The 24,689-nt window shown below is 68.2% G+C and carries 20 protein-coding genes; 15 read left to right on the top strand and 5 right to left on the bottom strand.

Annotated elements, in window-relative coordinates; genetic code table 11:
* The first annotated feature begins 87 nt into the window (after window positions 1–87).
* Window positions 88–1,596 (top strand): gamma-glutamyltransferase family protein, encoded by a 1,509-nt coding sequence (locus tag VNT50_RS01000; protein ID WP_325483247.1) that lies wholly within the window; start codon window positions 88–90, stop codon window positions 1,594–1,596.
* 159 nt (window positions 1,597–1,755) lie between these two features.
* The gene (locus tag VNT50_RS00995; RefSeq protein ID WP_325483246.1) at window positions 1,756–3,015 is read left to right on the top strand and encodes an MFS transporter; all 1,260 of its coding nucleotides are present in this window, start codon (window positions 1,756–1,758) and stop codon (window positions 3,013–3,015) included.
* 49 nt (window positions 3,016–3,064) lie between these two features.
* On the opposite strand, the gene VNT50_RS00990 is transcribed toward VNT50_RS00995, so the two are convergent.
* The 3 genes from VNT50_RS00990 to VNT50_RS00980 all read right to left on the bottom strand — a co-directional run bounded on the left by VNT50_RS00990 (window position 3,065) and on the right by VNT50_RS00980 (window position 6,185).
* A complete protein-coding gene (locus VNT50_RS00990; protein WP_325483245.1) occupies window positions 3,065–4,267 on the bottom strand; it encodes a serine hydrolase domain-containing protein in 1,203 nt (400 codons plus the stop codon).
* An 86-nt stretch (window positions 4,268–4,353) separates the two neighbouring features.
* Window positions 4,354–5,766: an NAD(P)/FAD-dependent oxidoreductase gene (locus VNT50_RS00985; protein ID WP_325483244.1), complete on the bottom strand. Its 1,413-nt coding sequence runs from the start codon at window positions 5,764–5,766 to the stop codon at window positions 4,354–4,356.
* A gap of 38 nt (window positions 5,767–5,804) precedes the next feature.
* Window positions 5,805–6,185: a cupin domain-containing protein gene (locus VNT50_RS00980; protein ID WP_325483243.1), complete on the bottom strand. Its 381-nt coding sequence runs from the start codon at window positions 6,183–6,185 to the stop codon at window positions 5,805–5,807.
* A gap of 173 nt (window positions 6,186–6,358) precedes the next feature.
* On the opposite strand from VNT50_RS00980, the gene VNT50_RS00975 reads away from it, so the two are divergent.
* Window positions 6,359–7,873: a CoA-acylating methylmalonate-semialdehyde dehydrogenase gene (locus tag VNT50_RS00975; RefSeq protein WP_325483242.1), complete on the top strand. Its 1,515-nt coding sequence runs from the start codon at window positions 6,359–6,361 to the stop codon at window positions 7,871–7,873.
* A 16-nt stretch (window positions 7,874–7,889) separates the two neighbouring features.
* Here the strand turns inward: VNT50_RS00975 and VNT50_RS00970 are convergent, their stop codons facing one another.
* Window positions 7,890–9,413 carry a helix-turn-helix domain-containing protein gene (locus VNT50_RS00970; RefSeq protein ID WP_325483241.1) on the bottom strand — a complete coding sequence of 508 codons (1,524 nt, stop codon included), beginning with the start codon at window positions 9,411–9,413 and terminating at the stop codon, window positions 7,890–7,892.
* Between the two features lie 112 nt (window positions 9,414–9,525).
* Between VNT50_RS00970 and VNT50_RS00965 the strand changes: the two genes are divergently transcribed.
* The 11 genes from VNT50_RS00965 (at window position 9,526) to acnA (ending at window position 22,981) form a co-directional block, all read left to right on the top strand.
* Window positions 9,526–10,851, top strand: a complete 1,326-nt coding sequence (locus VNT50_RS00965; protein WP_325483240.1) for an aspartate aminotransferase family protein — start codon at window positions 9,526–9,528, stop codon at window positions 10,849–10,851.
* Between the two features lie 168 nt (window positions 10,852–11,019).
* Window positions 11,020–12,795, top strand: a complete 1,776-nt coding sequence (locus VNT50_RS00960) for an ABC transporter permease (protein ID WP_325483239.1) — start codon at window positions 11,020–11,022, stop codon at window positions 12,793–12,795.
* Entirely contained in the window at window positions 12,788–13,912 is a 1,125-nt protein-coding gene (locus tag VNT50_RS00955; RefSeq protein WP_325483238.1) for an ABC transporter ATP-binding protein, read from the top strand. The genes VNT50_RS00960 and VNT50_RS00955 overlap by 8 nt, the downstream gene beginning before the upstream one ends.
* A 49-nt stretch (window positions 13,913–13,961) precedes the next feature.
* Window positions 13,962–15,041 (top strand): isocitrate/isopropylmalate dehydrogenase family protein, encoded by a 1,080-nt coding sequence (locus VNT50_RS00950; RefSeq protein WP_325483237.1) that lies wholly within the window; start codon window positions 13,962–13,964, stop codon window positions 15,039–15,041.
* A 10-nt stretch (window positions 15,042–15,051) separates the two neighbouring features.
* On the top strand, window positions 15,052–15,732 hold the full coding sequence (locus VNT50_RS00945) for a hypothetical protein (protein ID WP_325483236.1): 681 nt from the start codon (window positions 15,052–15,054) through the stop codon (window positions 15,730–15,732).
* Complete coding sequence (otnK, locus tag VNT50_RS00940; RefSeq protein ID WP_325483235.1) at window positions 15,729–17,003, top strand: 3-oxo-tetronate kinase; 1,275 nt, start codon at window positions 15,729–15,731, stop codon at window positions 17,001–17,003. The genes VNT50_RS00945 and otnK overlap by 4 nt, the downstream gene beginning before the upstream one ends.
* A complete protein-coding gene (gene otnC, locus VNT50_RS00935; RefSeq protein WP_325483234.1) occupies window positions 17,000–17,632 on the top strand; it encodes a 3-oxo-tetronate 4-phosphate decarboxylase in 633 nt (210 codons plus the stop codon). The genes otnK and otnC overlap by 4 nt, the downstream gene beginning before the upstream one ends.
* Window positions 17,633–17,728: 96 nt before the next feature.
* Window positions 17,729–18,898 (top strand): ABC transporter substrate-binding protein, encoded by a 1,170-nt coding sequence (locus VNT50_RS00930; RefSeq protein WP_325483233.1) that lies wholly within the window; start codon window positions 17,729–17,731, stop codon window positions 18,896–18,898.
* A gap of 83 nt (window positions 18,899–18,981) precedes the next feature.
* On the top strand, window positions 18,982–20,058 hold the full coding sequence (locus VNT50_RS00925) for an Ldh family oxidoreductase (protein ID WP_325483232.1): 1,077 nt from the start codon (window positions 18,982–18,984) through the stop codon (window positions 20,056–20,058).
* The gene (locus VNT50_RS00920; RefSeq protein WP_325483231.1) at window positions 20,055–20,372 is read left to right on the top strand and encodes an antibiotic biosynthesis monooxygenase; all 318 of its coding nucleotides are present in this window, start codon (window positions 20,055–20,057) and stop codon (window positions 20,370–20,372) included. The genes VNT50_RS00925 and VNT50_RS00920 overlap by 4 nt, the downstream gene beginning before the upstream one ends.
* Window positions 20,369–22,981: an aconitate hydratase AcnA gene (gene acnA, locus VNT50_RS00915; RefSeq protein WP_325483230.1), complete on the top strand. Its 2,613-nt coding sequence runs from the start codon at window positions 20,369–20,371 to the stop codon at window positions 22,979–22,981. The genes VNT50_RS00920 and acnA overlap by 4 nt, the downstream gene beginning before the upstream one ends.
* A gap of 43 nt (window positions 22,982–23,024) precedes the next feature.
* Here acnA and VNT50_RS00910 read toward each other — a convergent pair whose 3' ends face one another.
* Window positions 23,025–24,023, bottom strand: coding sequence for an amidohydrolase family protein (locus VNT50_RS00910; RefSeq protein ID WP_325483229.1), 999 nt, complete (start codon window positions 24,021–24,023; stop codon window positions 23,025–23,027).
* Window positions 24,024–24,250: 227 nt separating this feature from the next.
* On the opposite strand from VNT50_RS00910, the gene VNT50_RS00905 reads away from it, so the two are divergent.
* Window positions 24,251–24,689 (top strand): aminotransferase class III-fold pyridoxal phosphate-dependent enzyme (locus tag VNT50_RS00905; RefSeq protein ID WP_325483228.1); only part of this gene is annotated, 439 nt, incomplete at its 3' end.

The raw sequence follows: 24,689 nt of genomic DNA, 5'->3' as shown, positions 1-24,689 counted from the left end.
ACAGCGGGAACAATGGGCCACACCAACGACGTACGGAGCGGAATGAAATCGGCGAGCAGCGCACACACTGGCCTCGGCGCAGGGACGGTGGCATCGCCGCATCGACTGGCGACGGAGGCGGCGACGGCCGTGCTCGGAGAGGGCGGAAACGCGGTGGATGCCGCGATCGCGGCCGCCGCCGTGCTGACCGTCGTCTATCCGCAGAACGTCGCACTCGGCAGTGACCTGGTCGCCCTCGTCCGATTCCCGGATGGCCGGATGATCTGCATCAATGCCACGGGTGGCGCGCCGGCCGCGGAATCCGCCGAGCGGCTGCGGGCACGGCACGGAGAGAGCATCCCCGTGCATGGCATCGACACGATCACCGTCCCGGGCGGGGTGGGCGGGTGGGGGCTGCTTCATCGGCTCGCGGGCGCCACACCCTGGGAGCGCCTGTTCGAGGATCCCGTTCGATTCGCCGAAGAGGGCGTGCCCGTCGCGCGTGATCTCGCTCACTGCCTCGGCTCGGCGCCGCACCTGTGGGATGACCCGGGGGCGGCCGCCGTGTTCGCGCCAGGGGGAGTGCGTTTGGAGCTCGGCGACATCATGAAGCAGCCGGCACTGGCGGCTACGCTCCGGCGGATCCAGGCCGACGGTGCCGACGAGTTCTATCGCGGTCGAACCGCCGAGCAGATCGTCGACGGGATGCGGAAGCTCGGCTCGGTGATCTCGCGCGACGATCTCGCCGCGTATGAGCCGGAGGTCCGCGATCCGATCACGGCGCGATTCGCCGGAGTCGATGTGCACACGAGCGGTCCCAATACCCAGGGGTTCGTCCTCCTGCGAGCGCTCGCGGCATTCGAGGCCGCGGGTCTGGGGCCGACTCTGCTCGGCTCGGATGCCGGGGTGTTCGCTGACGCGTTCCGCGAAGCGAACGCGGTGCGCGACGCTCTGCTCGCCGACCCGAGGTTTGCCGAGGTGGAGCTCGACACCCTGCTCTCCTCCTCTGCGGCCGCACTCCCGGTCCCTCCTGCGCGCGAGCTGCCCCATCGGCCGCGCGGCGACACGGTCGGAGTCGCGGTGGTCGACTCCGCCGGGTTCGCGGTCTCCCTCATCCAGAGCGTGTACTACGCCTTCGGCTCCGGGGTGCTCGAGCCGAACACGGGAGTGCTGCTGCACAATCGCGGCACATCCTTCTCGCTTCGGGATGACTCTCCGAACGCGGTGGCGCCGCGCAAGCGTCCGGCGCACACGCTGATGCCCGTGCTGGTCACCCGCGATGGATCGCTCTCCTGGGCCCTGGCCACCCAGGGCGGACAGGGCCAGCCGCAGGTGCATGCGCAACTGCTCCTGCGGCTCCTGAACGGCGCCTCACCCCGGGAGGCGGTGAGCCTGCCGAGGTTCATCGTCGGAGGCGGAACGCCGGTGCATCCGGCGGAGACCGTGATCGTCGAGGAGGACGCCGATCCGGCCGCGCGGCGCGCTCTCGTCGCCTCCGGCGACACGGTGGAGGTCGGTGCGATGAGCGATCTGGTCGGTCAGGCCAACATCGTCTCGGCGGTCGGACCGCTCGCCGCGGCGAGCGATCCGCGAGCCGATGGAGCAGTTCTCGGCTGACGGGCGGCCGGCGTGGCGTGCTGGTCCGCCAGGACCCTTCGGGGGATTTGGCAACAATGATGTCATCAGTGATGGCATAGTCATGCGAAGTCAGGGATGACGGCACGGTCGTGCGGCGCATGCGAGACGAAGGTAAACGAATGCGCGGGAAAGGCGATCATGTCACAACTGCAGGCCCAGGAAGTGGGCGCTGATCGGGTGCGGGGTGCCGTTCCCGCGCTCAGCATCGTCACCACCTGGGTGTTCGCGCTGCTGCCCGCCAACCTCGTGCCGATGATCGTCGGAGAGCTGGTCGGCAGATTCTCGGTTCCGCTCGATCTCGCAGGGATCGCCGCAACCTCGATGACCCTGGTGAACGCGGCCGTCGTCCTGAGCGTCCGGCCGTTGCTGGCCAAAGGACGACGAGGCTCACTGAGCGCGGTCGGCCTCGCGATCCTGGTGAGCGTGTACCTTGTCGCGGCGCTGATCCCGATCGCCCCGGTGGTGCTTGGTGCGCTCGTGCTCGGCGGTGTGGGTTCGGGTCTGATGGTCGCCGCGGCGACGGCCTCGCTGTCGAGCATGCAGAATCCCGACCCCATAACGGCGGTCGCGATGATCGTCAATCGCGTCGTGGTGGCGGGAGTCTTCATCCTCATCCCTGTGCTGGGGGGATCCTTCGAGGCGATGATGTGGGCCCTCATCTCGATCGGCCTGATCACGTTCGCCCTGTCGCGACGACTGCCACCGGCAGTGGCGACCTCGCCCGACGTTGCCCCCGCGGGCCGTCCAGCCGCGCAGTCGCGGCAGGCGCTCGCGTGGCTCCTCTCCGTCGGGTTCGCCCTGTGGACGGTCACCGATGAGGCGACATACGCCCTCATCGAGATCTTCCTGGGCGTCAACATTCCGACCCTGAGCAAGGACGATCTGCCCATGATCTACGCGGGCGCGATCCTCTTCGGCCTGCTCGGGGCGCTCGCCGCGCCGCTCTTCCTGCGGTTCGTGGGTCGCGTGCCCAGCCTGGCGGTCCTGTTCGGAGTGAGCATCGTCGCCAAGTTCCTGCTCGCGGGCGGGACGGATCAGATCGAGGTGCTGGTCGCCAGCCTCGCGTGGGGATTCGCGCTGGGCGCGATCATCCCGCTGATCTTCGGTCTCGCGGCGGCGACCTCGTCGGATGGCCGTGTCAGTGTGCTCGTCAACGGCTTCTACACGCTGGGTGCCGGGCTCGGACCCCTGATCGGCACGCAGCTCCTGGTGCGGAGCTCGCCGGTGTGGGTCGGTGCGATCCTCGCCGTCATCGGCGCGATCGCGGCGATCACTGTCGTTCTCGTCGCCGCACGCCTCGTAAAGAGGCAGAAGCTCGGAAACGGGGAACCCCTCGAGCCGCATGCGGGGGCTGTGGATGCGGAGCGCGATGAGTCATACGCGATAGCCGTGCGATAGCGGGAGGCGTCGGAGGCCGTCGCGGGCGACCGCCGGCTTCTGCGTGTGGTCAGCCGCCGGCGAGCTGTGCTGCGATCGACTCGAACGCGCGGACCGTCTCGTGGTTGCGCACGAGATCATCGGCCGCCGACCACGCGCTCGTCTTGGCGATGACCACTTCGCGCTCAGGGTCGACGAAGAGGTACTGTCCGTGCACACCGATCGCGCAGAAGGCTCGTGTCGGACCGCCCAGTGTCCACCACTGATTCGCGTAGCCGAACTCGGGATAGCCGCTCATGCCGAGCTCGCCGAGCTGCAGATACGAGTACTCAGAAGTGCGTCCGCGCTCCACCCACGCCGGGTCGACGATCTGATCGGCACCGACTCTGCCGTTCGTGGACATCATGTGCCCGATGCGGGCGAGGTCGCGCGACGTCAGGTTGAGCGAGCCCCCGGCGATTGCCGCCCGCGGAGCCTTGCGCGTCAGGAAGTAGTACCCGTCCCGCTCGGCTCCGATCCGGGCAAGGAGGCGGGCCGAGGCGTACTCGGCGAGAGACATGCCACTGGCACTCTCCAGCATCCAGCCGATGACCTGGGTGTCGACGGTCGAGTAGTTGAAGGCCGTGCCGGCCGGGCGCGTGCGCTCGGCCACTCGGGCGACCTCTCGGATGTCGCCCGAGCCCGAAGCGGCGGCATCGAAGCGCATGAGAAGGCTGTTCGGGTCGTTCCAATCCTCCAGATCGCCGACGCCGCTGGACATGTCGAGCAGTTGTTCGAGCGTGACGTCGCTGAACGCGCTGCCGACCAGCCACCAGCACCTGTCCCGGACTCGGTCGCTGAGCGAAAGGAGTCCCTCCTCGATCGCGATCCCCGTAAGGATCGATGTCACCGACTTCGACACCGAGAAGAGCTGCATTCTCCGGTCTGGATTCGCGAACCGGCCCGGATACGTCTCGTGCGTGAGCTCGCCCCGGTGCAGGACGACCATCGATGTCGTGTTCGTGCGCCGGTGGAGCTCGTCGAGACCGCGTCGGGCGCCGTCGACCTCATAGGTGCGAGGCATCGGGGTGGACGAGGGTCGCAGTGGCCGGACGGCGCCGCCGCGCGGGACCGGCGCGGTCGGCATGATGCGGTCCATGTGGGAGAAGGTCCACTCGTTGAGTGGACGGCCGAAGGCGATGCGGGACTGGTTCGCCCACACCGCCCGAGCGGCGAGAATCGCTCCCGACGCGATCGCAGTCACTCCGAGGGCTCGGATGAGTCGGTTGTCCACGTTTTCTCCGAAGTTAAGTCAACACAGTTGTCATCATTGTAGACGGCACGCCCACGCGACCGAAGGCGCGCTCCGACCAGTATCCGTCAGGAGTCGAAGCCCACGCCGAACCGAGCGGCGGTCCGCAGCAGGAACCCGTCCTTGCCGCCGTTGCGGTCGGACTTCGCGACGGCGTGCCGCATCGTCTGGATGAGCGGGTAGGCGAGGGGTTCGGGGGGGATCGGGATGGGGAGCCGGCGCGACATCCTCAGCCGCGTGCGCTCGGTGTCGGCCCCCTCGAGGAGGTCGAGCATGACCGCGGCCCCGAAGCGCGTCGCGACGACGCCCAGCCCGGTATAGCCGGAGCTGTACGCCACGCGCCCGCCGTACGCGGATCCGTGGAACGCGACCAGCTGGGTGGACATGTCGATCATGCCGCCCCAAGCGTGGGTGAACCGTGTGGCCGCGAGCGAGGGGAACGTTGAGAAGAAGTGGTCGGCGAGCCGGAGGAAGGTCTCGGGCCGCTGATCATGCGCCGGCGTGACCCGGCGGCCGCGGTGGTAGACGGCGTCATAGCCGCCGAAGAGGATGCGGTTGTCCCTCGACTTGCGGTAGTAGTGAAACTCGCGGCCGAGATCGGTGATGCCATGCCGGCCGGTCCAGCCGATCTCCGCGAGCTGGTCGGCGCTGAGCGGCTCCGTCATCAGCGCGTAGTCGTAGATCGGCACGGTGAAAAGGCGCAGCCTTCGCAGCAGCGACGGGAATCCGTTCGTCGCCAGCGCCACTCGTGCCGCGCGCACCACACCGTTCCGCGTCTGGGCGATGACGCCGCCAGCGGATTTCGCCAGCCGGAGGACGGCGGAGCGCTCGTAGATCTCGACGCCGAGCTGCGCGGCGGCGTCGGCGAGGCCCCACGCGAGCTTCGCGGGATGCACGAGCGATGCTCCTTCGGCGGTGAAGAGCCCTGCGCGGTAGAGCGGCGAGCGCGCGCGGGCCTCGAGCGCCTCGCCGACGAGGAGGGGCGCACCCGACTCCCGGAGCGCCTCGACCTGGTGCGGTTCGGTCGCCACCGCGAGAACCCCCGACGCCTCGTACTCCGCGTCGATGCCGTAGCGGGCGATGGACTGCGCGAATCCGTCGAAGTTCTCGTCGGCGAGCCGCCCGATGACGTCGAGCTCGTCGGGAAAGTGCAGGCTGCCGTTCTCCTCGCCGTGGGTGAGGCTGGCCTCGGCGAACCCGCCGTTGCGTCCGCTCGCGGCACGCCCGACGCGGTCGCCTTCCAGCAGCACCACGCGCCGCCCGGGCTGACGCTCCTTCGCCTGGATGGCCGTCCAGAGGCCGGCGTACCCGCCGCCGATCACGAGGAGGTCGGTCTCGACGTCGCCTGGGAGAACGGCACGCGGCTCGGGCTGGGCGGCGTCGTCCTGCCAGAACGGAATGGGTGATGCGTCGGCGATGCTCGCTCGCAGCGAGGCGAGGGGGTGGCGCAGCTCGTGACCGTAAGCGGTGGGGAGGGGCATGCAATCTCCTGGGTTCGGGCGGCGGGGAACGCCGCGGGTCACGCCTGAGTCGGCGCCTCTGCAGGAGCGATGTACACCTTGCGCAACGTGCGGGTCACCGTCCAGCGGGTTCGCGTGCCGGCATACAGCCGACCGACGATGCCGGCGCGCAGCACCGTCGTCTCCGCGACCAGCCCGCTCGCGTCGAGCACGTCCACGGTGCCCTCGCCTTCGAGCACCACGAACGCTTCGTCGATCTCTACGTCGTACATGGCACCCACGCCCATGTCCCAGATTCCCAGCTCGGTGGAGCCGAAGTTGAACAACACCTTCGATCCGACCGAAGGGTCGCCCCCCGCGTCCTGGTCCCGCGGGATGCGATCCCGGAGGATCGTCAGGTCGAAGGCATCCACGCTGTCGATGTTTGGCTGGGGGGTCATGGGCTGCTCCGAATCGGTGAAGGCGGGAACTCATCGTCCCGCGACTCGCGCCGCGAGGTCATCGACAATCTGTCCATTCCCCCTCGCAGGCTTCGACAGATAGACGATCCGGCGCACGGAGACACTGGATACGTTTCCAGGGCACATCTTCCCTGCCACCGAGGTGAATAGCCATGACTCTGACGGATAACTCCGAAAAACGCCCGCTGGTCTCTCACTGGATCGGCGGAGCGGCCGTCTCCGAGCCCGTTGGGCGCACGGCGCCGGTCTACGACCCCGCGACCGGTGTCGAGACGAAGCGGGTTCTCCTCGCCGACGATGCGACCGTCGCCTCTGCCGTCGCCGCGGCGAAAGCCGCCTACCCCGCGTGGCGGGACACCTCGCTCGCGAAGCGGCAGACGATCGTCTTCCGCTTCCGCGAACTGCTCGACGCACGCAAGGGCGAGCTCGCCGAGATCATCACGAGCGAGCACGGCAAGGTCCTCTCCGACGCACTCGGCGAGATCAGCCGCGGGCAGGAGGTCGTGGAGTTCGCGACCGGGCTCGCGCATCATCTGAAAGGCGAGTTCTCCGAGCAGGTGTCGACGGGCGTCGACGTCTACTCGATCCGGCAGCCGCTCGGCGTCGTGGGCATCGTCTCGCCCTTCAACTTTCCGGCGATGGTCCCGATGTGGTTCTTCCCGATCGCGATCGCGGCGGGCAACTCCGTCATCCTGAAGCCCAGCGAGAAGGACCCCTCCGCGGCGATCTGGCTCGCCGAGCTCTGGAAGGAGGCCGGTCTGCCGGACGGGGTGTTCACGGTTCTGCAGGGCGACAAGGTCGCCGTGGACGGGCTGCTCACCCATCCCGACGTGCATGCGATCTCGTTCGTGGGGTCGACGCCCATCGCGGAGTACGTGTACGAGACCGGCGCACGCCACGGCAAACGCGTGCAAGCCCTCGGTGGCGCCAAGAACCACATGCTCGTGCTTCCCGACGCGGATCTCGACCTCGTCGCGGACTCGGCCATCAACGCGGGATTCGGCTCGGCCGGCGAGCGGTGCATGGCGATCTCGGTCGTGGTCGCCGTCGAGCCGATCGCCGATGCGCTCGTGGCGAAGATACGGGAACGGGCGCTCTCGCTCAAGATCGGCGACGGCCGTCGCGGCTGCGACATGGGACCCCTCGTGACCCAGCAGCACCGGGACAAGGTCGCGTCGTACATCGACATCGCGATCGAGGACGGCGCGACCGTCGTCGTCGACGGACGCGGGGTGCAGGTCGACGGCGAGCCGGGCGGCTTCTGGCTCGGCCCCACCCTCATCGACGACGTGCCCACGACTTCGCGGGTCTACACCGAGGAGATCTTCGGCCCTGTGCTGTCGGTCGTGCGTGTCGCGAGCTACGAGGAGGGCGTGCAGTTGATCAACGAGGGCGCCTTCGGCAACGGTACGGCGATCTTCACGAACGACGGCGGCGCGGCGCGCAGGTTCCAGAACGAGGTGCAGGTCGGCATGATCGGCATCAACGTGCCGATTCCGGTGCCGGTGGCGACCTTCTCCTTCGGGGGCTGGAAGGCGTCGCTGTTCGGCGACACCAAGGCGCACGGCGCGGAGGGCGTGCGGTTCTATACGCAGCTCAAGGCCGTCACGGCGCGCTGGCTCGACCCGAGCCACGGCGGCATCAACCTCGGATTCCCCCAGAACTGAGCCCGCGAGCGCGGCGTCAGTCGTCGCTCAGGAGCGCCATGGCCTGCCAGACCTCGGCGCGGTCTCCGAACGAGTCGAGGTCTCGGTTGAGCAGCGCGCCGGCGATCTCTACACGGCTGCGCAAGGTGTGGCGATGGATGCCGAGCGCTCGCGCCGCCGGGTCCCATGCCCCATTGTGCGCCAGCCACACCCAGAGCGTCCGGCGCAGATCGACGCCGTCCGCGCTCGCCTCCAGGGGCGCCAGCATCCGCTGGGCGACATCGCGCGCACCGGTCTGCTCGAGGTGATCGAGCAGACCGGCCGCCGCCATCTCGTCCATCGCCACGAACGGAGCCTGTCCGCTCGTCCGTCGTGCCGCGCGCCGCGCTTCGCGCAGGGCTTCCGGAAAATCCGCCCAGCGTGACGGGCCCGAGAAGCCGACACGTGCGCGATGCTGGCGCAGGAGGGCGCTGAGCCCATCGACGTCGTCGTGCGCCGTGATCACGAAGACCTGCTCGTCGCGCTCCGCGAAGAACAGGCGGCCGCGGCCGTCGTCGGCCATGAGCTCGAGCGCCGCGAGCAGCGAATCGGCCCGGGTGTCGGCATCCAGTACCACGCATCCCACGCGCACGGGCTCGACCGGGAGGTGGCCCCAGAGGTGTCGCACGGTGCGACTGGCGACATCGGTGATGCCCGAGGCCAGCAGCTCGATGATGCCGGAGCGCAGCCGGCGGCGCGCGGAATCGAGCGCCCTGCTCTGCTCGAGTGCGATGCTCGAGAGCGCGATGACGCTCTCGACGAGATCCGAGTCGGCGCGGTCGAGGGTCGCGCCGGTGCCGACCGCGAGCGCGCCGCGCAGGTTCTCGCCGTGCCCGAGAGTCTGCAGCGTGACCTCGCCCAGATCGGGAATGCTCAATCGCCGTGCCGCCGAGCGGCCACGGGCGAGGGTGGCTCGAACGGCGATCGCGACGTCCTCCACATGCGCCGGAGGCAGCGGGTGCTTCGTCAGCACGGGGACGAGCTGCCCGGCGCCGTCGAAGAGGGCCACCCAGCATCCGAGATTCCTCTCGAGCTCGCGGAGGATGGCCGCGAGGCCGTCGGGACGCAGCGCGGCGCGGGCCACCGCCCGCTGCGCGGCGAGGGATGCTTCCAGGCGCGCGCGCTGGTCGGCGGCGACCGAATCGGATACGAACCGGATGATCCCCATGAACGGGGTGGCCGCGGCGACCTCGAGCAGGGGGAGCCCGTGGGCGACGCACGCGTCGACCAGGGCAGGCGGCATCCGGTCGTGCACGATGCGCGTCGCGAACCCGAGAGCGCGGATGCCGTGCGCAGTGAGCCTGCGCACATAAGGGTCGACGACCGCCGGCGACGCGTCATCGAGGAACTGCACTCCGTCGGTGAGCAGCAGCCCGCCCTCCGTGAGCCAGGGCGTCGGATCGGGGAGGTCGGAGCTGTGGGCCCACGCGAGGGGAGCGGCCAGGGCGAGCGGGTCGGCGGGAGTGCGGAGCTCGGTCCGGAACCGGCGCTCGTCGAGCAGCACCTGCAGGGAGATGGACATACGGGCTGGCTCCAGATTGTCGATGGTGCACTCGGTCGACCAACAGTCTGTCACTCAGCGCGATCGGGTGCGATCGCACAATCGAAAGGCAACCCAGTGACCGAGGAGAACCATGAGCACCGTCGAGGACACACTGACCGGCAACGCCGCGATCTCGCACGCGGACCGCACCGCTGTCTTCCACTCGTGGTCGGCGCAAGGCGCTCTGAACCCGCTGCCGATCGTCGGCGGTTCCGGCTCGTTCGTGTGGGACGCGGACGGACGGCGGTACCTCGACTTCTCGAGTCAGCTGGTCAACGTGAACATCGGGCATCAGCATCCGCGTGTCGTCCGCGCGATCCAGGAGCAGGCGGCGATCCTCACCACGATCGCCCCGGCGCACGCGAACGCCACTCGCGCACAGGCCGCGCGCAAGATCACCGCGCTCGCGCCCGACGGGTTCTCGAAGGTGTTCTTCACCAACGGGGGTGCGGATGCGAACGAGAACGCGATCCGGATGGCCCGCCTCTTCACCGGTCGCGACAAGGTGATCTCCCGCTACCGGTCCTACCACGGCAACACCGGCGCCGCGATCGTGGCGACGGGCGACTGGCGCCGGGTGCCGAACGAGTACGCGCGCGGTCACGTGCACGTGTTCGGCCCCTACCTGTACCGCTCCGAGTTCTGGGCCGAGACGCCGGAGCAGGAGTGCGAGCGCGCGCTGCACCACCTCGAGCGGGTCGTGCAGGCGGAAGGCCCCGACTCGATCGCCGCGATCCTGCTCGAGACCGTTCCCGGAACCGCCGGCGTGCTCACCCCACCGCCCGGGTACCTCGCCGGCGTGCGGGAGATCGCCGACAGGTACGGTGCCCTGCTGATCCTCGACGAGGTCATGGCTGGGTTCGGGCGCACCGGCGAGTGGTTCGCCTTCGACGCCTTCGACGTGCGCCCCGACCTCATCACGTTCGCGAAGGGCGTGAACTCGGGGTACGTGCCGGTCGGTGGCGTGGTGATCTCGGATGCTGTCGCCCAGCACTTCGACGAGCGCGTCTTTCCCGGGGGACTCACCTATTCGGGGCACCCGCTCGCCGCCGCCAGCATCATCGCAACCCTCGACGCCATGGCCGAGGAGGGCATCGTCGCCAACGCCAAGCGCATCGGCGCCGATGCGCTCGGGCCGCAGCTGCGGTCGCTCGCCGACCGGCACCCGGTGATCGGCGAGGTGCGCGGATCGGGTGTCTTCTGGGCGCTCGAGCTCGTCGCCGACCGCGGCACCCGCGAGCCCGCGGCCCCGGGATACATGCAGCGGCTGAAGTCCGGGCTCCTCGGCCGCGGCATCCTTCCGTTCGTGGTGGACAACCGCCTGCATGTGGTTCCGCCGGCCGTCGTGACCGACGAAGAGGTCGCCGAGGGCGTGGCGGCGATCGACGCGACCCTCACCGAGATCGGTCCGAGCTGACCTCATTCGCCGTGCCCTCGGGCGGTCTCCGACGAGAAATCGCATAGTGGTTGACTGGTCGACCACTTTGTTGCATGATGTTCTCACTCGCACTTCTCGCGAGTGAAGTCTCCAAGGAAGAGGACGAGGACACATGTCAGAGTCGACATCATCTGCGAGGGCACGCCGATGACCGGGTTGATCGAAAGCCCCGCCGCCGCGAGTGCCGCGCCCACCGAGGAGGAGTTCAAGGCTCCGAAGTATCGGAAGCTGTTCGGCGCCGATCGCGGCAACATCATCTTCTGGGTCACCATCATCGTGCTCGCGGTGTGGGTGCTCGCTCCCGTCATCCCGACGCTCATCCAGGCTCTCTCGGATCGGCCGCTGTACGAGGCGGGCGGGGTCTTCACGCTCGAGAACTTCACCAAGCTGTTCACCGAAGCCGACTTCGGCATCGTGATCCTGAACACCTTCCTCTTCGCGGCGATGACCACGGTCCTCACGCTGCTCATCGCCGTGCCGATGGCGATCGTCGTGATCAGAACGAACATCCCCGGTCGCCGGATCTTCGGCACGAGCATGCAGTGGCCTTTCTTCATCTCGTCGCTGATCCTCGGCTTCGGGTGGATCACGATGTACGGGCCGGCGGGATTCATCAGCGTCGAAGCGGCCAAGTGGTTCGGCGACGTGCCGTGGGATCTCTACACGATCCCCGGCATGGCCATCACCGAGGCCGTCGCCCTCTCGCCGATCGCCTATGTCTTCTGCGCGAACGCGCTGCGCAACGCCGACGCGAGCCTCGAGGGCGCCGCGCAGACGGTCGGCGCGGGACCGTTCCGCATCCTGCGATCGGTCGTGGTCCCGATGCTTCGCCCCCCGATCGTCTACAGCGCGATCCTCGTGGCATCGATGTCCATCGAGACGCTGAGCATCCCGCTGCTCTACGGGCAGCCGGTCGGAATCACGGTCTTCTCGACGTTCCTCTATAAGAACGGTCTGCAGTCCATCAACCCCGACTACGGCATTCTCGGTGCGGCGTCGACCCTGATCCTGCTGGTCACGATCCTCCTGGTGGCCGTTCAGGCCAAACTGCTGAAGGACGCCAAGCGGTTCGTTTCGGTTCGTGGCAAGGCGACCCGTCCTCGGCTGCTCGAGCTGGGCTGGATCAAGTGGGTCGCGATCTTCTTCATCTCCGTCTACCTCATCTTCGGCGCCCTGATTCCGCTGGGTGGGCTGGTGTTCCGGTCGTTCACCACGTTCTTCACGCCGCTGGCGAACCCGTTCGAGTTCCTCACCCTCGCCAACTACGAGCGCATCTTCGGATTCCCGGTCTATGTGCAGTCGATCCAGAACAGCCTCGTCGTCGCCGGCGTGGGCGCGATCGTGGTCAGCGTGATCGCCACCGTCGCGGTCGTCGTCGCACGACGCTCCAGCTTCCGGCTGCGCAAGCTCATCGAGTACCTCGCTCTGGCTCCGCAGGCGATGCCCGGCCTGATCATCGGTATCGGGCTGTTCTGGGCGATCGCGCTGCTCCCGTTCGGCTGGAGCGCCGTCGTGCAGGGCACGCTCGGCGCGATCATCATCGGCTTCGGTCTGCGCGCGCTCCCCAGCGCCTACGGGTCCATCTCGCCGGCCGTCATGCAGATCGGCGAGGAACTCGACAACGCGGCACGCGTGTCGGGGGCCGACTGGCTGATGACCTTCTGGCGCATCCTGCGCAAGCTGCTCACGCCGGCGTTCGGGGCTGCGCTGATCCTCGTCTTCGTCACGATGCTCAAGGAGTACTCCCCGGCCATCTTCCTGGGTTCCGCCCAGTCGAACATCATCGGCACGACCATGCTCGAGCTCTGGGTCCAGGGCAACACGGGCTCGGTGGCCGCCCTGGCCACCATCCAGATTGCAATCACCGCAGCGTTCGTCTTCGTCGCCGGCCTGCTCATGAGAGGAAAGAAAGAGAATGCCTGACGTCATCATCAGCGGGCTGCGCAAGGAGTTCGCAGGCAACGTCGTTCTGCAGGACATCGACATCCACATCAAGGACGGTGAGTTCTTCACCCTCCTCGGCCCCAGCGGCTGCGGCAAGTCCACGACCCTTTCCTGCATCGCGGGTCTCGAGCGTCCCACGGACGGGACGATCGCCGTGGGCGACGCGGTGTTCTTCGACGGACGCAAGTTCGTCCCTCCCGAGGAGCGCGACCTCGGCATGGTGTTCCAGAGCTACGCGCTGTGGCCGCACATGACGCTGACGCAGAACCTGGCGGTGCCGCTCAACATCCGCAAGGTGCCCAAGGCGCGCCAGAAGGGGCTCATCCACGACGCGCTCGACAAGGTCGGGCTCGCCCACCTCGCGAAGCGCTACCCCCACCAGCTCTCCGGCGGGCAGCAGCAGCGCGTCGCACTCGCGCGAGCGCTGGTCTACTCGCCCAAGGTGCTGCTGCTGGACGAGCCGCTCTCCAACCTCGACGCGAAGCTGCGCGAGCAGGCCAGGGTCTGGCTCAAGCGGCTCCAATCCGAGCTGGGCATCACCACCGTCTACGTGACCCATGACCAAGAAGAGGCGCTCGCCATGAGCGACCGCATCGCGGTGATGTCGAACGGGCACCTGATGCAGGTCGGAACGCCTCATGAGATCTACGAGACGCCGGCGACGGCCGAAGTGAACGCCTTCATCGGGCGCTCCAACTTCCTGCACGGCAAGGTCATCGGGTCGGAGGGCGGAAAGCTCCGCGTCTCGCTCGACGATTCGCCCGAAGAGGTGCTCCTCGCCGATGACGGGACGTTCGGTGCCGGTGCCGCGGTCACGATCGCGTTCCGCCCCGAGCGCACCGCGCTGGCCCGCGAGGGCCAGAGCCTGCCCGATAACGAGGTGTCGCTCTCCGCGGAGGTACTCGCCACCTCCTACGTCGGGTCGCGCTACGAATACGACCTCAAGTTCGGCAACCACACGCTGCTCACCGACTACCACCGAGGTGACCTCTCCGGCCGGGTCCGTGTCCTCATCCCCGAGGATGCGATCCGCATATACCCGAAGACCGACGTCCTCGACGCCGATCTCGAAGAACTCATCGCCGTCACCATCTGACGCACCCGCTCACCCCGATCACTCAGATCCATAGAAGAAGGAACCTCTCGTGACCTCGAAGCAGTATCGACTCGGCGTCCTCCACGGCGATGGCATCGGCCCGGAGATCGTCCCCTCGTCCGTCGACGTCCTCGATGCGGCGATGGCCGCGGCCGGCGCTCCCGCGATCGAATGGGAGGTGCTGCCGCTGGGCCGCTCCGCCATCGACTCGCACGGCATCGCCGTGCCCGAATCCACCCTCGAGGCGCTCGAGCACGTCGACGGCTGGCTGCTCGGTCCGCACGACAGCGCGTCGTACCCGGAGCCGCACAAGTCGATGCTGAACCCGAGCGGAACGATCCGCAAGCACTTCGGACTCTTCGCGAACATCCGTCCCGCCAAGTCCTATGAGGGCGGCAACGCGATCGTCGCCGACACCGACCTGGTGATCGTGCGCGAGAACACCGAGGGCTTCTACGCCGACCGCAACACCTACGCCGGCACCGGTGAGTTCATGCCGACGCCCGATGTGGCGATCATGCACGGCATCATCACCCGGCAGGCCACCGAACGGATCGCGCACGAGGCGTTCAAGCTCGCCCGCGTGCGAGACAAGCGCCTCACGATCGTGCACAAGGCCAACGTGCTCAAGATGACCACCGGGCTGTTCCGCGACGTGACCCGCGAGGTCGCGAAGCAGTACCCCGATGTCACAGTGAACGACTTCCACATCGACGCCGCGACCGTGCATCTCGTTCGCCGCGCAGACAAGTTCGACGTGATCGTCACCGAGAACATGTTCGGCGACATCCTGTCGGACCTCGCCGGCGAGGTCGCGGGCTCACTCGGGATCGCCCCCTCGCTGAACTCCTCCGACACGAAGGCGATGGCGCAGGCATCCCACGGCAGCGCTCCCGACATCGCGGGAAAGAACATCGCCAACCCCGTGGCCATGATCCTCTCGTCCGCGATGCTGCTCCGCTGGCTCGGTGCGAAGTTCGACGACGCGGCCGTGCTGGATGCGGCGGACCGGGTCGAGGCGGCCGTGACCCGGACGATCGAATCGGGCGTGAAGACCCGCGACATGGCCGGAAGCGCGGACACGACGGACTTCACCGCCGCGGTCGTCGCCGCCCTCGCCGCGAAGTAGCGGTTCCACGATGACCAGTGATCCACCGCTGATCGCTCTGATCAGCGCTGTCCCTGCGGCGATACCGCCGGCGGTGCAGGCGCTCAAGGACGGGTTCCCGGACGCCCGCATCTGGAACATCCTCGATGACCGGCTCATCGACGAGGCCAACGAGCGCGGCTCCGTCGATGCCGACCTGCAGAGGCGGATGAACAGGCTCATCGAGCACGCCGTCCGGGAAGGCGCCGACGGGATCCTGCTGACCTGCTCGATCTACGGGTTCCTCGCCGGCCGCGCGGCGTCGAGCCTCGAGATCCCGGTTCTCGGGCCCGACGATGCCGCGTTCGCGGCCGTCCTGGATGACGGCCACCAGCGGATCATCGTCATCTCATCCGTCGAACTCGCGCTAGGGGACACCGTGGAGCGGTTGCGGACCGCCGCCGCCGCGCGAAAGCTGTCGCCGGAGATCATCCCCGTCTTCGCGCCCGGCGCGTACGACGCGAGCAAGCGCAACGACATGGGCGCGCTCACCGGTGCCCTGAAGACCGCGGCGGCCGGCCGCGCCGACGAGGGCGACGCGATCCTCTTCGCGCAGTACTCCCTGGCCCCCGCGGCGATGGCCGTGCAGCTGCACACGAAGCTGCCCGTCTACACGGGGCCCGCGCGCTCGGCTGCTGCCCTGCGATCGGCTGTCGGAGAGGCGCGGTCGTGATCGGAGCCATCGCCGACGACTTCACCGGCGCAACCGACGTCGCCGTCGCGTTCCGGCGAGCCGGACTGCGGACAGTGGTCTTCTTCGGGCTGCCCACCGCAGACACCCACCTCCCCGAGCACGATGCCGTCGTCATCGGATTGAAGACCAGGACGATCCCCGCGGACCAGGCCGTCGAGCAGTCCTTGGCCGCCCTGCGCTGGCTGCAGTCGCACCGCACCGAGCAGTTCTTCTTCAAGTACTGCTCGACGTTCGACTCACGCCCGGAGGGAAACATCGGTCCGGTCGCCGATGCCCTCGCCGATCATCTCGGCGCGGGGCTCACCGCCGTCACGCCGAGCTCACCCGAGCACGGCCGCACGCAGTACCTCGGCCATCTCTTCGTCGGGGGCGCGCTGCTCTCGGATTCGCCGATGAGCCATCACCCGCTGACGCCGATGACCGACTCGCTCATCCCGCGCGTGCTTCAGGCGCAGACCACCCGGCCGGTGTCGCTGGTCTCACACGACGTCGTGCGTGCCGGCGAGCCCGCGATCCGCGAGGAGTTGCTGCGACTGCGCAACGGCGGCGTCCGGTATGCCGTCATCGACGCCGTCGACGACGAGGATCTCGTCGCCATCGGTCGCGCCTGCTCCGCAGAAATCCTGGTCACCGGAGCGGCAGGACTCGCCGGCGGCGTCGGTCTCGTGCACGCGGAGCGACTCTCCTCATCACGCCGACCGCCCAACCTCGATCCGGTCGGCGAGGTCCCTGCCGTCGCCCTGGCCGGCAGCTGCTCTGCCCGCACGCTCGAGCAGATCGCCGTCATGGCTGCCCACCACGACTCGTACTTCCTCGACGCGGTCGCCGTGCCCGACAGCGCCGAGCTCGCCCGGGGAGCACTCGCCTGGTATGACGGCCGCAACTCCACGGCGAGCGCCCTGATCTACTCCTCGGTGCCGGCCGATCGCCTTCGCATGGTGCAAGCCGAACTCGGCGTCGAGCGCGCATCGGCGATCCTCGAAGGAGCCCTCGCCGAGATCGCACGTGCCCTGGTCGCGCGCGGCGTGCGGCGGCTGGTGATCGCCGGCGGCGAGACATCCGGCGCCGTCGTGACCGCGCTGGATGTGCGCGGGGGGCTGATCGGCGAGGAACTCGCCCCCGGAGTGCCGTGGATCTACACCGTCGGAGAGGAGCCCCTCGCCCTGATGCTCAAATCGGGCAACTTCGGGGAGCCCGACCTCCTGCTCCGAGCGGTGTCCGTGCGCGAATCGGAAGGACAGCGGGCATGACGCAGGCCACTCGCCTCGCCATCGTGGAGACGGCCAGGTCGCTGTTCAGCCGCGGGCTCACCCACGGCAGCACGGGCAACATCAGTGCCCGCAGCGGCGATCTCATCCTGGTGACCCCCACCGGCAGCAGCCTCGGCACCGTGCAGCCCGAAGGGCTGTCTGTCATCGACCTCGACGGGCAGCACGTCGACGGCCCCGCGCCGTCGAAGGAGGCGTTCCTGCACGCGGCCATGCTGCGCGCCCGGCCGCAGGCCGGCGCCGTCATCCACACCCATTCGACCTACTCGGCCGCCGTGTCGTGCCTGATTCCCGACGACCCGGACGACATCCTGCCGCCCCTCACGGCGTACTTCGTGATGCGGATCGGCCGCCTGCCGCTGCTGCCCTATCACGCTCCGGGGGATGACACCCTCGGGGCTGCCGCCGAGGCGGCCGCCCGCAGCAGCGCGGCGCTGATGCTGAGCAATCACGGGCCGATCGTCGCGGCGAACACCCTGGGCGTCGCGATGGACGCCATCGAAGAACTCGAACAGACCGCGCGGCTGCATCTCACGCTGCGCGGGATGAACGTGCGCCACCTCGCACCCGCCGAAGTGGCTGACCTGAACTCGCGGTACGGACGCCCGTAACGACGAGATCACGAATTGGTCAGGTGGTTGACAGGTCGACCACTTTTGAACAACATGGAGGCACAGCACCCGCTGCGCCCGACACAAAGGAGTGAAATGGACCACGTTCTGACGGCCCGCACCAAGCGCACCCCCCGGCGCCTGGTGTCGACGGCCATTGTTGCAATCGCCGCCGTTGGCATGCTCGCCGGATGCTCGGGCGGTGGGGGCGGCGCGACCGCACCGACCAACCCGATCGCCGAGGGCGAGTTTCCGGACTACTATCCCGCCGACTACCAGGACATCATCGACGCCTCGAAGGAGGAGAGCGGCGAGCTCACGATCTACTCGAACACCGATCAGGAGAACTGGGCGCCGATCTTCCGCGACTTCCAGAAGAAGTACCCCTGGGTAAAGAAGATCAACGCGAACAACCTGGACTCGGACGAGGTGTTCCAGCGTCAGCTCTCGGAGTCGGCAACCGGCAGCTCGACCGCCGACCTGCTCGTCTCCAACGCCGCTCAGGCGTGGGCCGAGTTCGCCGAGGACCCCTCGGTGCTCCTGGAGTACGCGTCGCCCGAGCTCCCCGAGCTCCCGGAGTTCGCCCAGCTGCTCCCGAACGTCTACTCCATGTCGACGGACCCGATGACGATCGCCTACAACACGGCGCTCATGGACGAAGCCCCCACCGGCATCGCGAGCCTCGCCGAGATCGTGGCCGCAGATCCGGAGAAGTACGCCGACAAGATCACCACGCGTGACATCAACGGGGCGTTCGGCTTCACCGTGTCGTACGTGTTCACCCAGGCCCGCGAGGAATCCTGGAGCGATCTCGAGCAGATCCTGCCGCTGGCCCGTCCCGAAACGTCGTCTGGCACGCAGGGCGAGAAGATCCTCGCGGGTGAGTACCTCGCCGGGTTCTTCATCAGCGCCGCGCCGGCCTACCCGATCGTGGACAGCAGCAACGGCATCTTCCAGGTCGTCTTCCCCGAGGACGGAACCGTCGTCCTGCCCCGGGGCATCGGCATCACCCCCGACGCGCCGAACGTGAACACCGCGAAGCTGTTCGTCGACTTCGTGCTCTCGGAAGAGGGCCAGGCTGCCGTCGCCGAGGGTGGACTCACGTCCTACCGCGACAGCGTCAAGGCGGCCGAGGGTCTGCACACCTACCAAGAGGTCGTGGACGCCGTGGGTGAAGACAACGTGATCTTCGCGAACTACGAGCTGGTCCCCGACGCCGATGTGCAGGAGTTCATCGGCCGCTGGGACGGTCTGCTCGGCCAGTAGCACCCCGAGCCGCCCGGTCCCGATCTCTCGGGGCCGGGCGGCTTCTCTCGTCCCACGGCCAGTCCGCGACAATCAGGAGCGACATGCCCGACCAGACCGTGCCCATGGACGCGCTCGCCCGGTTCGGGGCCGCCGTGCTCATCGAGCACGGACTTCCCGAGGCAGACGCGATGCTCGTCGCCGACAGCCTCGTCGTCGCCGACGCGTGGGGGCATCCCTCGCATGGAATGCTTCGCCTGGACTGGTACGTCGCCCGGCTGCGCAGCGGCGCGATGTCGCCGGTCACCGCTGTCGAGTTCGTTGTGGATGCCGGCGCGCTCGCCGTCATCGACGGACACGACGGCGTCGGACAGGTCATCACCGACATCGCGTGCGCGCAGGCCGTCGCTCGCGCGCAGTCGCACGGCGTCGGCGTCGTCGCGGTGCGCAACAGCAACCACTTCGGCACGGCGGCCTACTGGACCCGGCGGATGGCGGAGGCAGGATGCGTCGGCATCCTGACCACGAACGGCAGCCCTGCCATGGCACCCTGGGGCGGCCGCGAGAAGACGGTCGGTGCCAATCCCTGGTCCATCGCAACGCCCGGCGGCGACCGCGGCGTCGTCGTCCTCGACATCGCCAACACGGGCGTCGCGCGTGGCAAGATCTACTCCGCGCTGCAGAAGGGGGAGGAGATCCCCGACACCTGGGCGATCGACTCCGAAGGAGCGCCGACCACCGACCCGAAGTCCGCGATCGACGGGATTCTCCTGCCGATGGCGGGGCACAAGGGCTACGGGATCTCGTTCATGATGGATGTCCTCTCCGGCGTCCTCACCGGCAGCAGCTATGCCACGGGGGTCGCCGGCCCGTATGTGCCCGACCAGCGCAGCGGCTGCGGCCACCTCGCCATCGCCATCGACATCGAAGCGGTGATCGGCCGCGATGCCTTCAACGAACGCATGAACGACCTGATCGCCCTCACCAAGAGCGTGCCCCTCGCCGCGAACGTGGACGAGATCTTCTTCCCCGGCGAGCTGGAGAACCGCGCGGAACGACGCGGCCGCGAAAGCGGCGTCTGGCTCCCCGCCAAGACGGTTGATGAGCTCACGGCACACGGGGAGGCCGTCGGCGTAGCCTGGCCGTACACCGAAGAGGAGGTCGCCCGATCTACACCGTGATCGTCACCCTCGATGTCTTCGAGGACCGCATCGACGAGTTCCTCGAAGGGATCCACGCCAACGCGCTCGCATCGCTGAACGACGAACCCGGGTGCCTCCGCTTCGACGTGCACAGATCCATCGACCCACACAATCGCTTCTACTTCTACGAGATCTACCGCGACCGCGCGGCGTTCGAAGCCGATCACAAGGCGGCGCCGCACTACCGGGTCTGGCAGGGGGTCGTCGAGCGCTGCGTCGTCCCCGGCACCCAGCACAATGCCTACGCCGAACCGGCCTTTCCGGCCGACATCCCCGAACGCCCCGCCCCATGAATGACCCGCATCCGTTTCCGCACCGCGTCATCGATGTCGGCGGCACCCCTGTCCGTGTGACCGATATGGGACCGTCCGATCGCCTGCGGACACTGCCCTACAGCATCCGAGTGCTGCTCGAATGCGCGATTCGGCGCGGCGGTCACGACAGCCCGGACGTCGCGCGACTGCACGACTGGCAGCGGGCCGCCGCCGCGGGGGAATCGATCGATCTGTACGCCACACGCGTGTTCCTGCACGACACGAACGGCGTCCCCACGATCGTCGACCTGGCCAGCATGCGCGCCGCAGCCGCCCAGATCGGTGCCGACCCGATGACGGTCAATCCGCAGATCCCGGCCGAATTGGTGATCGATCATTCCGTGATCGTCGACGTGTTCGGCACGAAGGACGCGGCCGAACGCAATGTCGCCATCGAGTACGAGCGCAATGCGGAGCGATATCGGTTCTTGCGCTGGGCGGAGCAGACCTTCGACGGGTTCGTCGTCGTTCCGCCGGGCACGGGCATCATGCACCAGGTCAACATCGAATACCTCGCCCGCGTCGTCGAGCGCTCCGGCGACCTCGCGTACCCCGACGTGTGTCTGGGCACCGACTCGCACACGACGATGGTCGACGCGCTCGGCGTCGTCGGGTGGGGGATCGGCGGCATCGAGGCAGAGGCGGTGCTCCTCGGCGAACCGTACTCCATGACGGTTCCGAAGGTCATCGGCGTACACCTCAGCGGACAGCTGCCGCCCGGAGCGACCGCCACCGACCTCGTGCTCACCATCACCGAGATGCTCCGGCAATACGGCGTCGTCGGCGCTTTCGTCGAGTTCACCGGACCGGGACTGGCCGTCATGCCGGTCGCCGACCGCGCCACGATCGCCAACATGTGCCCAGAGTTCGGCGCAACCCTGGCGTACTTCCCGATCGATGCCGCCACCATCGATTACCTCCGCTTCACCGGCCGCCCCGACGAGCGGATCGCCCTCGTCGAGGCATACGCACGTGAGCAGTCGCTCTGGCACGATCCCGACGAGCCCATCACCTACGACGACGTCATCCGTGTCGACCTCGGATCGATCAGGCCCTCGCTCGCCGGGCCGCAGAGGCCGCAGGACCGGGTCGACCTCGATGGCGCTGGCGCATCGTTCCGGCGGGCGCTGAGCGGCATCACCGGCCAGAGCCCGGACGATGACGCCGCCGCGATCGAACTCGGCGGTGCCGTTCACGAACTCCGCAACGGCGATGTCGTCATCGCCGCGATCACGTCGTGCACGAACACCTCGAACCCCTCGGTCATGGTCGCGGCCGGCCTGCTCGCACGCAACGCCGCCGGGCGGGGCCTGCGCAGCAAGCCATGGGTGAAGACCAGCCTGTCGCCCGGGTCGCGCGTCGTCACGGATTACCTCGACCTTGCCGGCCTGACCCCGCACCTCGACTCCCTCGGATTCTCGCTCGCCGGATACGGCTGCATGACCTGCATCGGCGCCTCCGGACCCCTCATCGACGAGGTGCAGACCGCGGTCCGGGAGGCCGGGCTCAGCGTCGCCTCCGTGCTGTCGGGCAATCGCAACTTCGACGGCCGCATCAACCCCGATGTGCGCCTGAACTATCTCGCCTCCCCGCCGCTGGTGGTCGCCTACGCCCTGGCCGGAACGATGGATGTCGACCTCACGAGAGATCCCTTGGGCACCGACGACTCCGGGGAACCGGTCTATCTCGCCGACATCTGGCCGGGCGACGCGGAGATCCAGGACACGATCCGCGCCTCCATCACACCCGGCATGTACACGGAGGCATACTCCCGCGTGTTCCACGGCGACGAGCACTGGCGGGGCCTGGAGACGCCCACCGGCCCGGTCTTCCCATGGGACGAGGCATCCACCTACCTGCGGCGGCCCCCGTACTTCGACGACCTCGCCGGCGATCGGCCGTGGTCGTTGAAGGGCGCGCGCGTGCTGGCATCGCTGGGCGACCAGATCACCACGGATCATCTGTCGCCCGCGGGCGCGATCCCCGCGCATACGCCCGCAGGCCGGTACCTCACCGAACTGGGAGTGCCCCGATTCGAGCTGAACACCTACGCCTCCCGCAGGGGAAATCATGAAGTGATGATGCGCGGAACGCTCGCGAACGTGCGGCTGCGCAATCGGCTCGTTCCCGGCGTCGAGGGCGGAAGCACCGTCGGGCCCGTGAGCGGCAACGTCGTGCCGATATACGACGCTGCCCTCGAGGCGCGCGCGGCGAACATCCCGCTGATCATCCTCGGCGGCAGGCTCTACGGCGCCGGATCGTCACGGGACTGGGCGGCCAAGGGGCCGGCCCTGCTCGGAGTCCGGGCGGTCATCGCGGCATCGTTCGAACGGATCCACCGCTCGAACCTGATCGGCATGGGCATTCTGCCGCTCGAGTTCATGGACGGTGCGGATGCCGCAGGGCTGGGGCTGACCGGGTTCGAGACCTTCGACATCGTCGGGGACCCGCTCCGGGACGACGTGGTCGCCGTCCGGGCGGATGACATCGCCTTCACCGTTCGTGTGAGACTCGACACCGACCGGGAGAAGGACTACTTCCGTCATGGCGGCATCATGAAGACCGTGCTGCGCCACCTTCCGGCGTGACTTCGCTCGCCGCGCTGCGGGGGGCCGTGGCCGGGCTGGCCGGCTAGAAGCCGTAGAGCACCCTCGGGTTGTCCACCAGAATGCGCTTGCGGTCGTGCTGGCTCGGCACCCAGGAAGCGAACATGTCGAGCATCGCGGCGTCGTCGGGCATGGGCACCTCGCCCCGTGATGCCGTCGGGTGCGGCCAGTCACTGCCCCACAGCATCCGTTCCGGAGCGGCATGGGCGAATGCCGCGCCGACGGCGGCGCGGTCGCTGTAGAAGGGGGGTCCGACGGGGGATTCGTGATAGACCCCGGAGAGCTTCACCCAGGTGTTTCCGGTGTCCACGAGCCGGAGGATCGCGGTATAGGCGGGGTGCGCCGTGCCGGTCGAACCGGGTATGCGGCCCATGTGGTCGATCACCAATCCGGTGGGAAGATCAGTGATCCGCTCGAGGTTCTCCAGGATGCCCTCGGCGGTCATGTGGATCTGAACATGCCAGCCGAGGCCGGCCGTGCGTTCGGCCAGCGGCCGGATCAGCTCGGCTCCCGCGCCTCCGGGGCGGGTGAGGTTGAAGCGGATGCCGCGGATGCCGCCGTCATGCAGATCCCGCAGCTGCGCGTCCGAGAACGTGTTGTCGATGACGGCGACGCCCCGTGCGTCCTTGAGCCCCAGCTGGCTGATGGCGTCAAGGGTGCAGCGGTTGTCGGTGCCGTAGTTCGACGGGGTGACCACGACGGTGCGCTTGGTGCCGGTGCGGCGCTGCAGCAGACGGTAGTCGGCGACAGTCGCCTTGGGCGGGGGAGTGGCAGTAGGCAGCGGATAGGGAAATCGGTCCGGGTCGAAGACATGCATATGGCAGTCGGCGGCTTGGCCCGGCACCCGATAGGCGGCGCGGCCCGTGCCCGACGAGAAGGGCGCCTGCGCGTCCGTCGCGCCGTGTGCGGCGCCGGCGCCGGCGGCGGCGAGTGCCATGCCCGCCAGGGCGCCCCGCATCAGCGTGCGGCGTGACACAGGGCCGAAAGCGAGGGGCCGGTCATCCGGGAGTTCTTCAGGTGTCACTGGATTCTCTCTCCGTCGAGGAAGCCCCATCGTCAACGGCGACGTGGAGCAGATCCATCATGGAGCAAAGTGGCTGACCAGTCAACCACTCGGCTCGAGCGGCGAAACCTTCGAGAGCGACAGTGTCGTCGGCACGAGCGCTCGCTTGTCGTATCCGTCCATCCCTGAGCCCCACGATGGACACATTTGCGCACCGAATTCTCTTGTGACCATCGAGACTGGATGACATGCCTACGAACGAGTTCGTCAGCCGCGCCGACCGGACGTCCGTCTTCCACTCCTGGTCGGCGCAAGGGGCACTCGCGCCCTTGGCCCTTGCCGGAGCCGCCGGATGCGTGGTCTGGGACTTCGAGGGCAAGGAGTACCTCGACTTCGCCAGCCAGCTCGTCAACGTCAACATCGGTCATCAGCATCCCAAAGTCGTCGCCGCGATCCAGCAGCAGGCAGCAGCATTGACCACGGTCGCCCCGGCGCACGCGAATCAGACGCGTGCCCGCGCTGCCGAGTTGATTCTCGAGCGTGCCCCTGAGGGCTTCGAGAAGATCTTCTTCACCAACGGCGGCGCCGATGCGAACGAGAACGCGATCCGCATGGCGCGCCAGGTCACCGGCCGTGACAAGGTGATCTCGCACTACCGCTCGTACCACGGCAACACGGGGGCGGCGA

This window comes from Microbacterium sp., assembly GCF_035554235.1.
Lineage (GTDB): Bacteria > Actinomycetota > Actinomycetes > Actinomycetales > Microbacteriaceae > Microbacterium.
The sequence above is the reverse complement of the archived record's forward strand: the minus strand, read 5'-3'. Positions and strand labels throughout refer to the sequence as shown.